Genomic DNA, 14885 nt, shown 5'->3' with positions numbered 1-14885 from the left:
TCCAAGATCCACTTCCATGGTCCACAGTCCTCTATGCCCAGATAGGAGTGCTTATGGATGCCCGGGGGTCCGGCCCGGTCCTCGCCGCTCTGGCCCCCCACCGGCCCCCCACGCAGGTACTGACGAAGGTGCCCCTCTCCCAGTCCACGCAGGTTCCTCATCGGCACCTGAGCAAGGACCTTCTGTTGGACCGCCTTGGGTTTCCGCGGGCTGCACGCTATGCGAGTCGGGGGCTACGTGGGAAACTGGCAAGGTGCGCAGGATCCGGCGGTACGGTCAAGCCATCGGAAGGGACCAGCGGCGATACGGTCAGCGGACTTCGTGTGCAACCTCCGTGGCCTCCTCCGGCCGGAGTGGTCTGTAGGATCCTCTCCGCCATGCTCGTTCCTGGCCTGGCCTGGCCTGGCCTGGCTGGTCGGCATGGCAGCCTCCGACGGCAGTCGGTCTGGCCACTCGTGACACGTCGTGCCGTAGCACTTGGCTCGGCTCCGAAGTCGGAGAAACCTGATCGCTTCGTGTCCCCGCTTGTAGCCAGTGCACTGTCATTCGACCATTCTATAAATTGTAAATAGGTTGGCGCACACCCCCAAAACTCGGCCTCACCTGCGCAAACTCCGCCTCGGAGATCATCTTCAATGCACCTTCAAGATCGCACGCGGGGAGGTTGGCGCATGATCTTGCAAACCTGCAGGTCAGACCCCCATAATCTGGGGACTGTCGCAGTGCTCAACAAAACCGCATCGAGTCGAAAGCGTCACTTCCTTCAGACCGAATTGATCTCGGTGCGCCAAATTATCGAGCGAGAGATCGTTCATCTAATTTGAGAGGGGATTTGAAACGACGACTGTGATGGAGCGGATTGAGTGGCAGCTGGACGGCTGCGGGCATGATGACGCTGCTGGCAACGGGTCAAGATGCGACAGTCTCGAACTGTGAGCAACAGGTGGGAAAGTTGTGCTGACCGGTGCGGATCTGAGGCTCGATGAGTTTGATCGGGCGGCTAAGTAGCCGCACTTTTCGCTGTTATGCCTCGATGTGAGCATGGATCTTCGGCTGTAGGTACTAGAGCAAGGAGGTCTCTAGGGTGACGGCACGAGACGAGATCCTGGATGCGGCGCGATTCCTGGCGACCAGATCCACCGACGGAATGCTCAGCGTAGCCGACATAGTCGCTGAGATGAAGCGGCGCGGGTCGATATATAAGGAGTCCACGATTCGCACCCATGTCACTTCACGTATGTGCATGGATGCGCCTGATCGCCATCCCATCACTTACGATGATTTCGAAAGGCAAAGTCATCGGTACCGCTTGCGGTGTGGTTAACACTCTGCGGGCGAGGCCCGTACGACCTTCTGGTGCCTGCCTAAGCTGCTGAAGGACGTCCCCCGATTTCCGATGAGCTTTGGTGAGGGTGTGAGGCTCGACGGGGAATGGCACGTGTCGTTGCACGGTCACGTGATCAGGTCAACTGGGGCATCGGGGGCCCGGTGGCTGCGGCAGGGGCGCCGCGGCGAGGTGCGGGTGCTTGTCTGGCACGGTGCCGGCGGAGGAGCCGCCGCGCCTGCTCTCTCAGGGGGCTGAGCTGGGAACGGTTCGTAAGTACTGGAGGCGTTGTCGAAGTTGAACACCGTCCAGCGGTCGGGCTGGACGTGCGCGAGGCGCCGCGGGCGACGGAGACGGCCACCGGGCCGCTGAGGAAGGCGGCATGACGGCCGGTACGGGCCGGGCGCGGGCAGAGGAGCCTCTCGCCAGGCGAGGCAGATCTGCTCCACGACGGCGGTGTACGTGGACGTGTCCTCATCCAGCCGGCCGGCGGTCTTGCGGCGCAGCAGGAGAAGGCTGCCGATTCCGTACCGCCTTCAGGTGTCCCGGACGGGCTCGAGGGGGAAATCGGCGCCGAGGTTCTGCAGGTCGACGGCGAACGCGGCCCGGGCCCGGGCATCTTCTACTGGGACACCTGGAAGGCCCTCACACAGCGGTTCGCTCCACTTGGGAAACTGAATAACTACCGCAACGAGAGCCCATATGCCCATCTCCGCGGCGACTTCGGGAAGGAGAACGCCAATCGCCGCACGAGAACCGCAAACGGCCGCTGTCGAAGGTTCCGCCCCCGCCGGATAAAATCCTCCAGACCCTACACGACTCTGTGGGCGTGTCCCAGCAACTCTCCTCACCGAACAACCGCCGGACCGATCCCGATCTGGCACTCATCACCCGCTACACCAACCTCTGCGAGCAACTTGAGAGGCTCGGAGAAAACGCCTGTTGACCATCACTTCCACGCTGCACTGGCAACCCCCCCGCCGTTTGAAGCAGCCCTTTCAGGATGAAGTAGGCACGTTGAAGAGGCTGCTTGGACTGCCTCAGGAGGCTCCGTGCGGCCTATTTCGCATCTGGCCGACAGCCCAGCCCGTCAACGACGGCAACTGGCACCACGCTGTGATCACCGCTGCGGGAGCATCACAGACGCTGTACCTGGACGGTGCCGAGGTCGGCTCGTTGACGGGCGACATCGCCGGATTCGAGCAAAAGTACGTCGCACTGGGCGCGGGCACCTGGACCTCTTGGCCCGCCACCACGGGCGACCGTGGTTTCTTTAGCGGCGACATCGATGAACTCGCCGTCTACAACAGGCCGCTCGGTGTATCCGCTATTTGGGACCAGGCCGCCGCGGGATCCGCGACGGCTCGGCTGACGAAGACGACGTTGCAGTCGGGGCGTACGGACGTGCAGGTCTTCTACGACCCCGTCACCGAGCGTGTCTCCCACTACACCAGTTCTGACGGTGGCTTGTGGAAGGTGTCGCCTCCCGTCATCGAGCCCCTCGGCGACCAAGCGGAAGGAGAGGTGGGAGAAGAGTCCGCGCTCACCACGGTCACCGTCACCGACCCCGAAACGGTTCCTCAAGCGGGCTGTGGCAGGTTGGGTCGCTGCACTCCTGGAAGAAGCCGAGTGCTTTCCATACTTGATCAGGAGCTTGTCATCGCCTGCCGGCGTGAGTCTGGTCCGGGAAATCACCAGGAAGCCCGGTAGCAGGCCGGCGGCTCGAGTTCGAAGCCGACTCGCCCCGACCGCCATCTGAACACTTCAACAACCGAGATCAGCCGTTAACTTGACACATCCGCCATCGGATGTCTTGAGCCTCTCTCTGCCGCGGTGGCTACGTCTGGACCGCGCAGGCTGCGATAGAGCCACACGACCAGCGTGGGCAGCCGTAAAGAGAGCGACGGCCCGAGCACCCGGACCGAGCCTGGCCGGGCACCGGTTCTGAGGCAATGAAATGTGTAGCCGCTTAAGCGGCCGATGCTGTGGGCGATCTAGGGCGCGATGAGGCGGTGTCGCATCTCGCCGATGGTCTCGACATAGGTGACGAGTTCGTCACTTGGCGCCAGCCATCGCTGCGGGGTCCGGCCCAGTCCGACGCCGGCGGGCGTTCCGGTGAAGATGAGGTCGCCGGGCAGCAGCGGTAGCAGCGCCGACAGGTGGGCGACGAGGCGGGGGACGGAGAAGATCATGTCGCCGGTGCGGGCTTGCTGCACCCATTCCGCTCCGACGCGGCAGCCGAGGGCCACGTCATCGGGATCGTCGAACTCGTCGACGGTCACCATGCAGGGACCGATCGGCCCAAAGCCCGGTAGTGACTTGCCCAGGCTGAACTGGGGTGCGGGTCCTGCGAGTTGCGTCCTGCGCTCGGACAGGTCCTGGCCGGCCGTCAGCCCGGCGACATGATCCCAGGCGTTCGCCTCGGCGACCTGCCGGGCCGTTCGGCCGATCACCGCGACGAGTTCGACCTCCCAGTCGGTGTGGCCACCTGGCGGCAGGACGATGTCCCCGTACGGTCCGGTGATGCACGTCGGGAACTTCGTGAAGACGACGGGTTGCTCGGGGGGCGCCAGACCGGATTCCGCAGCGTGGTCGTGGTAGTTGAGCCCGATCGCGAACACCTGCCGTGGGGCCGGTGCGGGGGCGCGGAGGTCCGCCGGGGAGAATGGCGCGGGGTCCGGGAGCTGGGGGGTACCGGCCGTCCAGGCGGTGAACTCCTCCCAGCAGTCGTAGATGGCGGACGGGTCGGAGCCGAACCGGCCGGAGCTGGCGGCCTCGACGTCGATGGCGCCGTCGCCGGCCAGGAGAACGAGCCGGCCGTTCAGGTTCGCGATGCGCACGGGCGCTCCTCGGTTTCGATGATCTCGATGGTCAGGCCCTGCGGGTCGCGGAAGTAGGCGACATGGCGGCCCTGGTTCGGGCCGGACGTGATCAGCACCGGGCCGGCGCTCCTGGGGCGGGCCCCCAGCGAGGTCAGCCGGGCGAACTCGGTGGCGAGGTCGTCGGCGGTCAGGCAGAGGTGCGCGGTGCCGGGGTTCTTGGTCTCGACGTCGACCGGGCTTCCAGTGGGTTCGAGGTACTGGATCAGCTCCAGGCGGACGCCGCTGCCCGGGATGCGGAAGATCGCGATGTCCAGCAGTGCCCCCGGGTAGCCGACCTGGTCGGCGGTGTAGGGCGCGTCGTAGATGCGCCGGACCTCCGGCGGAGCGCCGAACAGCCGTTCGTAGAAGGCCGCCGCCGAGTCGAGGTCGGCGACCGTGAAACCCATGTGCGAGACACCGGTGAGCATGGCGATCTCCTAGACGTTGGCCGGGTCGACGATGCGGCCTTCGCGCGCCGACTGGTAGATGGCGGCGACGAACTCCACCGCGCCGAGTCCGACCTCGCCGGGCGAGCCGTTGGCCGCGTGGCCGAGGACCACGTCGATCAGGTTGCGGGCGGGCGCGTGCTCGGGGTTGCGCTGCTCCAGCGGCAGTTCCAGCAGGGTCTTGGTCATGCCGGCGACGTGGACGGAGGCGGTGCCCCGGTTGACGTCGAACAGCACGTGGCCGTCCCGGCCGAAGATCTCGAACCGGGCGATCTCGTCGTGGCCGGGCAGCACGGCGCCGGTCGAGCTGAGCACTCCGACCGCGCCCCCGTCGAACCGGATCGCCGCCCCGTCGGCGAGGTCGACCGGGAGTTCGAAGTTCGCGGAGAAGGCGCTGACCCCGCGCGGGCGCAGGCCGGTGAGCCACAGCATCAGGGCGGCGGCATGGGTGATCTGGGTCTGGCCCTGCCCGCCTCCCGACAGCGCGGGATCGCTGTAGGTGGCCGTGCCGGGCGCGTTCACGGGGTACCCCCACAGGTCGCGGTACGGTTCGGGATCTCCCCGGTACAGTTCGCGGACACTGGAGGCGTACAGGCAGGACACGTGTTCGATGGGTCCGATCACGCCGGCGGCCAGCTCCTCGCGGATGGTGAGCGCGTGCCGGTTGTAATGCCACGGGTAGTCGATGAGCAGTTCGACGCCGCGCTCTTCGGCCAGGGCGACCAGTTCGCGGCCGTGCCGGGGCTCGATGACCATGGGCTTTTCCAGGAGGGTCGGCAGGCCGCGGTCGAGGGCGAGCCGGGCGATCGGATAGTGCAGGGTGTGGGGCACCGCGATGACGGCCGCGTCGACCTTCATCTCATCCAGCAGTTCCTCTGCGGAGGCGAACGCGGCGTCCACCTCGAACGCCTCGGCCGCCGCGGACAGCCTGCGCCGGTCGGGGTCGGCCAGCGCGGCGATCTCCGCATCGGGATGCGCGGCGATCGCGGGAAGGTGCGCGAACGTCGCCCACCAGCCGCAGCCGATCACTGCTACCCGCACTGTGCTCACGTCGCCTCCTCTTCGGTGCCAAGGCGGAAGATCCGCTCGGCGTTGCCACTGAACATCGCCCGGCGCTCGGCCTCGGCGAAGTCCGAGATGATCTCGGCGTACGCGTTCACCACGTCGCCGTAGGAGCTGTAGAGCCGGTCGACGGGCCAGTTCGTGCCGAAGAACGCCCGTTCGGTGCCGAACGCTTCGATGCACTCCAGCACCCATGGGCGCAGGCTGGTGGTCGTCCAGCGGTGGTCGGCCTGGCCGAGACCGGAGATCTTCACCACGACATTGGGGGCCTTGGCGATGTCACGCATGGCGTCCCGCCACCGGCGGAAGTACCCACGGTCACGGTGGCGCGGGTAGCCCGCGTGGTCGATGCACAGGGTGATGCCGGGAAAGCGCTCGGCCAGCCGCCGCGCGTCGGAGAACTGCTCCAGGAGCGGATCGTCGCAGCAGAGCAACTCCTGGCGTTCCAGGAGGGCGTAGCCGCGCATCCACGACTCGTCGGTGAGGTAATCGTCGTAGCGCAGGTCGCGTATCCCGCGGAGGTTGGGGAACTCGGCATGCCTGGCCAGCGTCTCGGCGGTGTCGGGACGGGTGAGGTCGGCGTAGGCGACGATGCCCTGCGGGGTGCCCAGCCGGTCGGCGAACGCCTGGAGCCAGCGGGTCTCCTCCACGGGATCGTCGGTCCCGATGGCGGCCTGGACGTGGACGACCTTGCTGACGTTGTGGAAGCGAGTCTCGGCGACGAAGTCGTCGGCCCAGTAGCGGCGCGCCCGTATCGCGCCGTCGGGGCCGACGACCGGGTCCCGCGGCGCGTCCGGCTCCAGCCACTCGTAACGGAGCCGGGGGTGGCCGAGGTCGTGGAAGTGCACGTGGGTGTCGACGAACGGCAGGTCGGCCATGTCACCGGGTCCCGGGGATGCTGCCGAGGCGGGCGCCGCCGTCCACGTCGAGTGTGACGCCGGTGAGGAAGCCCGCGTGGTCGGAGATGAAGAAGAGGGCGGCGTCGGCGACGTCGTCCTCGGTGGCGTTGCGGCCGAGCGGATTGGTGGCGGCGGTCGCCTCCATGACCTGGTCGGCGGACAGGCCGGTGCGCCCGGTCTTCCAATCGAGTACCTGCTGCCCCATCCCCGTGGTGGGGCACCCGACCGGGCAGACGCAGTTGGCGGTCACACCCGCGGGCGCGAGTTCCGCGGCCACCGACTCGGTCAGCCCGACCAGGCCGAACTTGGACGCCACGTAGGGGACCTGGCGGGCGAACCCGCGCCGGCCGCAGTCGGAGGCGATGGTCACGATCCGCCCCCGGCCCGATTCGCGAAGAGCCCACGCGGCGGCCTTGACGGTCAGGAACGCGCCCTTCAGGTTGACGTCCAGGGTGCGGTCCCAATCGTGCTCGCCGGTCGCCTCCAATGTGCCGACGTGGAAGACGCCTGCGGAGACGACCAGGGTGTCCAGCCCGCCGAAGGCGTTGACCGTTCGCGTCACGGCCGCGTGCACGCCCGCGGCCGAGCGGACGTCGGCGGTGATTCCGAGCGCGCGGTCTCCGAGACCGGACACCGTTTCCTCGACCCGCTCTCCGTTGACGTCCAGTACGGCCACCGCGGCTCCGGTCTCGTGCAGCCGCCGGGCGATCCGCCGCCCGAATCCGGATGCCCCACCGGTGACCAGCGCTCTGCGACCCTGGGCGATCCGCAACGCACTCCACCTCCTCTGCCCTTCCGGGATCTCTCATCCCGAAGCCGTGACGCTATAGCATCTAGCAATGAAACGCTAGATGCTATAGCGTTCTGTCATGAGCCTTGATCCTCTTGCCGCCGACAGCCTCGCCGACCAGGTCGTCGGCCGGATCCGCGAGGCGATCCATGAGGGCCGCTATCCGCCTGGCGCCCGCCTGGTGGAGCGGACGCTGGCCGCCGAGCTGGGCGTCAGCCACATCCCGGTGCGCGAGGCGCTGACGCGGCTGACCGATGAGGGCCTCGTCCAGCGCACGCCGCGGCGAGGAGCCAGGGTCGCCGCCCTCACCCCCAGGGAGCTGGACGAACTCTCCTCGCTGCGCATCGTGCTGGAGCGGTTCGTCGTCACCCGGGTCCAGGAGCGACTCTCCGCGGCGGAGGAGAAGGAGCTTCGCCGCATGGTCGCATCGATGCGGCGCGCCGCCGCCGGCGGTGACTTCGGCAGGCTGTACGACCTCGACCAGCAGTTCCACGAACGGCTGTGGGAACTGGCCGACCACCGGATGCTGGGAGAGGTGGTCACCGGCCTGCGCGGCCGGATCGGCGCGTTCCTGCGCGCCGCGACGGCGGCGCTGGAGCCCGAGGCGCTCGAACGTCATGCCTCCTCGCACGATGAGCTGCTGGACGCGATCGTCAGCGGTGACGCCGAGGCCGGCTGCGCGGAGATGAGCCGCCACATCGAACTGGCCACCGAGCGGTTGCGCGGCACGCTGGGCGAGGGGAACCGTGATGACTGAGCCGCCGCTGGTCGTGATCACCGACTCCGACCTGCCGGGCGACGAGCCTGAGCGGATCCTCGAGGCGGCCGGGCTCCGGGTCCGCCGCGCGTCCTGCCGGACGGCCGAGGACGTCGCCGAGGCTGCCCCGGACGCGACGGCGCTGCTGGTGCAGTGGGCTCCGGTGACCGCGCCCGTGCTGGCCCGGCTGGAGCGGCTGCGATTCGTCAGCCGCCTCGGAATCGGTTACGACATGATCGACCTCGCCGCCGCCACCGCGCGCGGGGTCGCCGTGGCCAACACCCCCGACTACTGCGTCGAGGAGGTCGCGGCCCACACCATCGCCATGGTCGCTGCGCTGGCGCGACGGCTGCCCGTCCTCGACCGGGCGGTGCGGGACGGGCGCTGGTCGGCGGCCGGCGACGGGGCCGGCGCGCTGCGCCCCTCGAAGGCCACCGTGGCCATCATCGGCTTCGGCCGGATCGGCTCGCTCGCCGCCGCGCACGCCGCCGCCCTCGGGTTCCGGGTGGTGGTGCACGACCCGAATGTGGCGGAGGAGGCCGTCCGGGCGGCCGGTCACGAGCCCGCGGGCCTGGCGGCGGCGCTGGCCGCCGCCGACATCGTCACCCTCCACGTGCCGCTGACCGAGCGGACCCGGCACCTGCTGAACGGCGAGACCATCGCCCGGATGCGGCCGGGGGCGCTGATCGTGAACACCTGCCGGGGCGGGTTGATCGACGAGGGGGCACTTGCCGGCGCCCTGGCGACGGGCCATGTCGCCGGGGCGGCCCTCGATGTGTTCGAACTGGAGCCCCTGCCCGCCGATAGCCCGCTGCGCGGCGCGCCGGGCGTGCTCCTGACGCCTCACGCGGCCTGGTACTCGCCGGACTCCCTCGCGGAACTGCCGCGCCGCGCGGCCCGGCAGATCGCCGACTTCCTCGGGGGCAGGACGGTTACGTCGATCGTCAATCCGGAGTACGCGGCCGCACGCGAGGGAGGCGACGCGTGAGCGGAGAGCGCATGGCCCTGGTCACCGGGGCGGGCGGCGGCATCGGCGCCGCGACGGCGCGCTCGCTCGCCCGGCGCGGCGTAGACGTCTGGCTCACCTATTCGGGGGACGCGGACGGAGCCCGGCGGACCGCCGAGGAGTGCGCTGCGCAGGGGGTGCGGACAGCGGTGTCGCGGCTGGACGTCCGCTCCACCGAGGACGTCCGGCAGTTGACGGCCCGGATCGGGGACGAATGGGGGGCGCTGCACATCCTGGTCAACAACGCGGGAGTATGCCCATATACAGCCTGGCCGGACATCGAGCCGGACGAGTGGGACACCGTCATGGAGATCAACGCCCGCGGCGCGTTCTTCCTCACCAAGGAGGCCGTCGCGTTGCTGCGTGCGGCAGGTGGTGACCGCGCGATCGTCAACGTCGCGTCGCTGGCGGGGCAGGTCGGCGGCATCTCGACCAGCGTCCATTACGCGGCGAGCAAGGCGGCCGTGCTGGCGATGACCCGATCGTTCGCCCGCCTGCTGGCCGCCGAGGGCATCCGGGTGAACGCCGTCTCGCCCGGGCCGGTGAGTACGCCGATGACCAGTGCGCTCGACACCGGCGTGCGCGACCGGCTCGCCGCATCCGTGCCGCTGGGACGGCTCGGGCGGCCCGAGGACGTCGCGCACACGATTTGCCTGCTCGCCTCGCCGGAGGCGGCGTTCACGACGGGCGCCACCATCGACATCAACGGCGGGTTGAGGACGGGCTGAGTGCAGGGCCGCAGCGGCGGCGCGGCGGATCAGCCGGGAAGTGCGAGCAAGACCAGTGCTTCGGCCAGCAGGTCGGCCTGGCGCCGGCAGGCGTCCCGGTCGTGGGAGGCCGCGTACTCCAGGATCATGCCGTCGAAGCGGTGGGTGATGAACCGGGTGATCTCCTCGACCGTGATGGCGGGCGGGGTCTCCTCGGCCTTGACCGCGAGGTCGAGGTTCCGCTTGAGCAGGTCGGTGCCGAAGGCGTCGTACATCGAGTACACGCTCTCGCCTTCGGCGGCCTGCCGGATCCGCCACATGCCCAGTTCGAGAAGGGCCAGCTGGAGGCCCAGGTTGGCCTGTACCCACCGCCAGTAGGCGCTGACGCTGTCCCGGATCGTCGCCTCCAGGCCGCGTCCGGGGTCGACGTCGTCGAAGGCCTCCCGCAGCATGGTCGCGCCTCGCTCGGCGACGATGTCGATCAGCTCGGCCTTGTTGCGGAAGCAGTAGTGCAGCGCCCCCAGCGGGGCCCCGGCCTGTTCGGCGATCCGCCTGGTGGTGGCGCCGGCCAGGCCGTGTGACGCGATCACCACGACGGCGGCGTCGACGATGCTGCGGCGGCGTTCCTCGGCGGGCAGGTAGGCCATCTGGAGCTCCTGGATGAAGGCGGGACCCACCGCGCGGGGGAGTGCGCGGCGGATGAACAGGTCACTTGACCAAGTCTAGCGCGCAGTGTCGCCGGATCCGTCCTCGCATCCCTGTTGACACCGGTGAGCGGGTTGCGGATACTCGGTGAACAGTTTTGGTCATGCGTCCAGGTCATATATCCAAGTCATGCGTACAGGTTCGGTACGGCATGACTCCGGGGCCGCGGCCGCGGGCCGCCGGACGCCCTCTCGCCTCCCAGATCGGAGCCTGCCGATGCCCCTGCACAGCGACGAACCGCCGGTGACGCCCCCGCGCGCCGGCCGGCTGCGATGCGAGCACCTGGAGGAACCGCTCGGCGTCGACGTGGCCGCTCCGGCGTTCGGCTGGGTGCCCAGCGGGCCCCAGCGGGCCTACCAGGTGCTGGTGGCCACGGACCCGGACCGGCTGGCCCGGGGCGACGGGGACGCCTGGGACTCCGGACGCGTCGAGACCGGCGAGGTGAACGGCATCTCCTACCGCGGGTCCCCGCTGGTGTCCCGGCGGCGGTACTGGTGGAGCGTCCGGCTCTGGGGCGAAGGCGCGGAACCCGGTTCGTTCGCACCGGCCGCGAGCTTCGAGACGGGCCTGCTCGACCCGGCCGACTGGGAGGCCCGCTGGATCGGCGGCGGCGCGGACGTCTCCTCCCCGCTGCTGCGCACCGGCTTCGTCGTGACGGGCGACGTCCGGCGTGCCCGCGCCTACGTCGCCGCGCTCGGCTGCTACGAGCTCCGGCTGAACGGTGAGCGCGTCGGCGACCGGGTGCTCGACCCGGCCAACACCTCCTACGACCACGACCCCGACCTGTACGACGGCGACGGCAAGCCGGCGCGCATCCCCGATCCGCGGGTGCTGTACTCCGTCTACGACGTCACCGGACTGCTCGAGCCCGGGGCGAACGCGGCCGGGCTGATACTGGGACACGGCTGGTACAGCGCCGAGGCGGACGTCGGTCCCGGCCCGATGCCGCGAACGCCCTACGGCGAGCGGCCGCGCGCCCTGCTCCAGATCGAGATCGAGACGTCGGACGGCCGCCGGTCGGTCGTGGCCACCGGCGAGGGCTGGCGGACGGAGCCCGGCGCCATCACCTACAACGACTACGGCCACGGTGAGCGCTACGACGCCCGGCGCGAGATTCCGGGCTGGGACGCGCCCGGCTTCGATGCCGCGGCCTGGGCTCCGGTCACCGTCGCGGACCCGCCGGAGGCCCGCCTCACCGCCCAGCTCCTCCAGCCGGTCCGCGTGGTCGAGACGCTCGCGCCGGTGCGCACGCTGACCGGCCGGGGCGGCGCAGTGATCGCCGACTTCGGCCAGCATTTCTCGGGCTGGACCCGGGTCAGGGTGTCCGGTCCGGCCGGCTCAGAAGTCGTCCTGCGGCACTTCGGGGAACTCACCGGCGACGGCGAGCCGGACGACGACGCCAACATGAATGCCTGGCTTCCCGCACGGCAGACCGACACCTATGTCCTGAAGGGAGAGGGCGAGGAGGTCTGGGAGCCGAGGTTCACCTTGCACGGCTTCCGCCATGTCGAGATCACGACGCCTGGTCCCGAGACGGCAGTGCTCGGGGCCGAGGGCCGGGTCGTCCACTCCGACCTGCCGGAGGCGGGTGAGTTCACCTGCTCCAATGCCCTCCTGAACAAGATCCACCGCAACGTGCTGTGGACGCTGCGCACGAGTTTCCAGGGCTTCCCCCAAGACGCCGCCGAGCGCTACGAGCGGGTCGGCTGGGTCGGTGACCCGGGCTGGGCGGTCGAGGACTATCTGTACGACTTCGATGCGGCCCGGTTCTGGCTCAAGTGGCTGGACGACCTCGCCGACACCCAGCTCCCAGACGGCCGCTTCCCGCTGATCTGCCCGATCCACTGGCGCGGCAAGATCGCGATGGAGGCGCCCGAGGGCTACGACGTGCCCGACGACTTCGAGTACGTCATGTACTGGCCCTACGGAGCGCAGCCCGACTTCGCGATGACGTCGTACCCGAGCATCGCCTGGAACCTGTACCGCTTCTACGGCGACCGCACCATCCTCGAACGGCACTACCCGGGGATGCGGCGCGGGGTGGAGTTCCTCAGGTCGCGGTCGGAGGGCCTCATCGTCGCCGAGGGCCTCGGCGACCACATGGAGCCGCAGCCGGACGGGACGTGCAGCGTCTTCCCCAAGCGCACGCCGGTCGAGCTGACCTCCACCGCCTGGTTCTTCGCCGTCACCTCGATGACCGCCGACGCCGCCGAGACCATCGGGGAGACCGCCGACGCAGCCCGCTACCGGGAGCTGGCGGAGGACATCCGACGCGCCTTCAACGAGCGGTTTTTCGACGAGGCCGACGCGAGCTACGCCGCCGGTTCGCAGACCTCCCGCGCCATGCCGCTGTGGTTCGGGCTCGTCCCCGACGAGCACCGAGACCGTGCGCTGTCCGGGCTGATCGAGGAGATCGCCCGCGACGGCGGCCACCTGTCCACCGGGACGATGGGCACCGCCGCGCTGCAGCACGTGCTGACCGGCGGGGCGGCGGAGACGATGTACGAGATCGCCACCCGGACGACCTTCCCCAGCTGGGGCGACCAGGTGGAGCGGGGCGCCACCACCATCTGGGAGACCTGGGGCGGCGACCCCACGTTCAGCCGCAACATGAAGCTGCTGGCGATGATCGAGAAGTTCCTCTACAACGACGTCGCGGGGCTGACCCTGGCGGCTCCGGGCTGGCGGCGCATCCTCGTCCGGCCCAGCCTCACGCACCGCCTCACCCACGCCCGTGCCCGGGTGCGCACCATCCGGGGCGACGCGGCGATCGACTGGCGGGCCGACGCGAGCGGGCTCCACGTGACGCTCACCGTCCCGCCGTCCGCCGAGGCGGAGATCCGGCTGCCCTGCGGCGGCCTCGGCGACCCCCGGCTCACCAAGGACGGCGTCCCCGTGCCCTTCTCGCGGCACGACGGCGACGAGCTCGCCCTGACCGTGGGCGGCGGCACCCACCGCCTCCACCTCACCTCGAAAGGAACGCGGCCATGACGAGAACGAACGGTGTGCTCCTGCCCTTGGCCCTGTCGGCGTCGCTGCTCCTGACGGCCGGCTGCGGGGGCGCCGGCTCCGGCGGTGACGGCGAACTCCGCGTCGCGGCGTGGGACACCGGGCAGGGCAAGGATCCCCTCGACACGGCGGCCGCCGAGTTCGAGAAGGCGAACGCGGGCGTCAAGGTCACCGTGCAGAAGACCCCGTACACGCAGTACTCGGAGACCCTGCGCAGGCAGCTCAGCGGTAACCAGGTGCCGGACGTGGCCCGGATGCTCCTCGGCTACGGCGACGCGGGCAATGCCCTGGTGCTCGCGGACAAGGGACTGGTCGCCGATCTCAGCGGGGCGCCCTGGACGAACCTGGTCGTCGGTCCGGGTGCGGCGGTGTCGAAGAAGGAGGGCAAGACCTACGCGCTGCCGGTCGACTCGACGTCCATCGGCGTCTTCTACAACCCGGACACCTTCAAGAAGCGGGACCTGCGGGTCCCCGAGACGTTCGGGGACGTGCTGGCGATCTGCCGTGAGACCGCGGGGGACGGCACGGTCGCGTTCGCCTTCGGTGCTCAGCAGGGGTCCGCCATGGCGCGCTGGGCGGTCTTCGCGCTCGCCGCCTCGACCGTCTTCGCCGACAACCCCCGGGCGGGCGAGCAGCGCGTGAAGGGCGAGACCACGTTCGCCGGCACACCTGGCTGGAAGAAGGCGATCGAACGGTTCTCCACCATGAAGGACGAGGGCTGCTTCGACAAGAGCGCCACCGGAGTGTCGCAGGAGGCCGCCGCCCGTTCCCTCGGACAGGGCAAGTCGCTCATGGCGATCGCGCCGACGGCGACGATGCCGCTGTTCATGGCCGGTGACCCAGAGGCGCGCCTGGCGATGTTCGCCTTCCCGGGCGGCGACGACCCGTCCGCGGTGCGCGTGCCGTCGGCCCCCGTGAGCGGTCTGGCCGTCCCCGGGAAGGCCGCGAACCGCGGCCTCGCCCGCAAGTTCCTCGACTTCTACGCGAAGAACCGGGTCAGATACAGCGAGATCGACGACAGCATCCCCGGCATCCCCGCGAGCAAGGACGACCCGGGCGTGCCCGACTACGCCGAAGCGCTCGCCCCCTACCTCACCGCCGGCAAGACCGCCCCGATCATGGACCAGAACTGGCTGAACCCAGAGGTCGGGACGCGCCTGGACAGCGGCGTGACCAAGCTGCTTCTTGGCAAGGAGACGCCCGAGGGCGTCCTCAAGGGAATGGACGAGGCGTGGACGCCCACGGCACCCTGAGGGCAGGGCACCGGGCGGCCCCGGCCCGGAGACGCACTGCCGGTGGGCGCCGGCAGCGCGCCGTCC

12 protein-coding genes are annotated in these 14885 nt (G+C 69.6%); 6 read left to right on the top strand and 6 right to left on the bottom strand.

Annotated features, from left to right (window positions below; translation table 11 throughout):
* Positions 1-2266 precede the first annotated feature (2266 nt).
* On the top strand, positions 2267-3034 hold the full coding sequence (locus ABFX46_RS40425) for a LamG-like jellyroll fold domain-containing protein (protein WP_346049439.1): 768 nt from the start codon (positions 2267-2269) through the stop codon (positions 3032-3034).
* 284 nt (positions 3035-3318) lie between these two features.
* On the opposite strand, the gene ABFX46_RS40420 is transcribed toward ABFX46_RS40425, so the two are convergent.
* From ABFX46_RS40420 to ABFX46_RS40400, 5 genes are read right to left on the bottom strand one after another with little or no spacing between them, the layout of a single operon-like run.
* Complete coding sequence (locus tag ABFX46_RS40420) at positions 3319-4164, bottom strand: fumarylacetoacetate hydrolase family protein (protein ID WP_346049437.1); 846 nt, start codon at positions 4162-4164, stop codon at positions 3319-3321.
* Complete coding sequence (locus ABFX46_RS40415; RefSeq protein ID WP_346049435.1) at positions 4146-4613, bottom strand: VOC family protein; 468 nt, start codon at positions 4611-4613, stop codon at positions 4146-4148. The genes ABFX46_RS40420 and ABFX46_RS40415 overlap by 19 nt, the downstream gene beginning before the upstream one ends.
* Before the next feature lie 9 nt (positions 4614-4622).
* Complete coding sequence (locus ABFX46_RS40410; RefSeq protein ID WP_346049433.1) at positions 4623-5681, bottom strand: Gfo/Idh/MocA family protein; 1059 nt, start codon at positions 5679-5681, stop codon at positions 4623-4625.
* A complete protein-coding gene (locus ABFX46_RS40405; RefSeq protein ID WP_346049431.1) occupies positions 5678-6571 on the bottom strand; it encodes an amidohydrolase family protein in 894 nt (297 codons plus the stop codon). The genes ABFX46_RS40410 and ABFX46_RS40405 overlap by 4 nt, the downstream gene beginning before the upstream one ends.
* Before the next feature lies 1 nt (position 6572).
* On the bottom strand, positions 6573-7364 hold the full coding sequence (locus ABFX46_RS40400) for an SDR family NAD(P)-dependent oxidoreductase (RefSeq protein ID WP_346049429.1): 792 nt from the start codon (positions 7362-7364) through the stop codon (positions 6573-6575).
* Between the two features lie 97 nt (positions 7365-7461).
* On the opposite strand from ABFX46_RS40400, the gene ABFX46_RS40395 reads away from it, so the two are divergent.
* Genes ABFX46_RS40395 through ABFX46_RS40385 form a run of 3 tightly spaced genes read left to right on the top strand, consistent with a single transcriptional unit; the run spans position 7462 to position 9873 of the window.
* A complete protein-coding gene (locus ABFX46_RS40395) occupies positions 7462-8139 on the top strand; it encodes a GntR family transcriptional regulator (RefSeq protein WP_346049427.1) in 678 nt (225 codons plus the stop codon).
* The gene (locus ABFX46_RS40390; protein ID WP_346049425.1) at positions 8132-9127 is read left to right on the top strand and encodes a C-terminal binding protein; all 996 of its coding nucleotides are present in this window, start codon (positions 8132-8134) and stop codon (positions 9125-9127) included. Before ABFX46_RS40395 ends, ABFX46_RS40390 begins: the two co-directional genes overlap by 8 nt.
* Positions 9124-9873 carry an SDR family NAD(P)-dependent oxidoreductase gene (locus tag ABFX46_RS40385; RefSeq protein WP_346049423.1) on the top strand — a complete coding sequence of 250 codons (750 nt, stop codon included), beginning with the start codon at positions 9124-9126 and terminating at the stop codon, positions 9871-9873. Before ABFX46_RS40390 ends, ABFX46_RS40385 begins: the two co-directional genes overlap by 4 nt.
* A gap of 29 nt (positions 9874-9902) precedes the next feature.
* Here the strand turns inward: ABFX46_RS40385 and ABFX46_RS40380 are convergent, their stop codons facing one another.
* Positions 9903-10499, bottom strand: a complete 597-nt coding sequence (locus ABFX46_RS40380; protein ID WP_346049421.1) for a TetR/AcrR family transcriptional regulator — start codon at positions 10497-10499, stop codon at positions 9903-9905.
* A 274-nt stretch (positions 10500-10773) separates the two neighbouring features.
* Between ABFX46_RS40380 and ABFX46_RS40375 the strand changes: the two genes are divergently transcribed.
* Both ABFX46_RS40375 and ABFX46_RS40370 read left to right on the top strand, forming a co-directional pair.
* On the top strand, positions 10774-13548 hold the full coding sequence (locus ABFX46_RS40375; protein ID WP_346049419.1) for a family 78 glycoside hydrolase catalytic domain: 2775 nt from the start codon (positions 10774-10776) through the stop codon (positions 13546-13548).
* Positions 13545-14819: an ABC transporter substrate-binding protein gene (locus ABFX46_RS40370; protein WP_346049417.1), complete on the top strand. Its 1275-nt coding sequence runs from the start codon at positions 13545-13547 to the stop codon at positions 14817-14819. Before ABFX46_RS40375 ends, ABFX46_RS40370 begins: the two co-directional genes overlap by 4 nt.
* Positions 14820-14885: the final 66 nt, after the last annotated feature.

Source organism: Actinomadura chokoriensis, assembly GCF_039529475.1.
Taxonomy (GTDB): Bacteria; Actinomycetota; Actinomycetes; order Streptosporangiales; family Streptosporangiaceae; genus Spirillospora; species Spirillospora bangladeshensis.
This window is presented reverse-complemented; position numbering and strand designations above follow the sequence as displayed.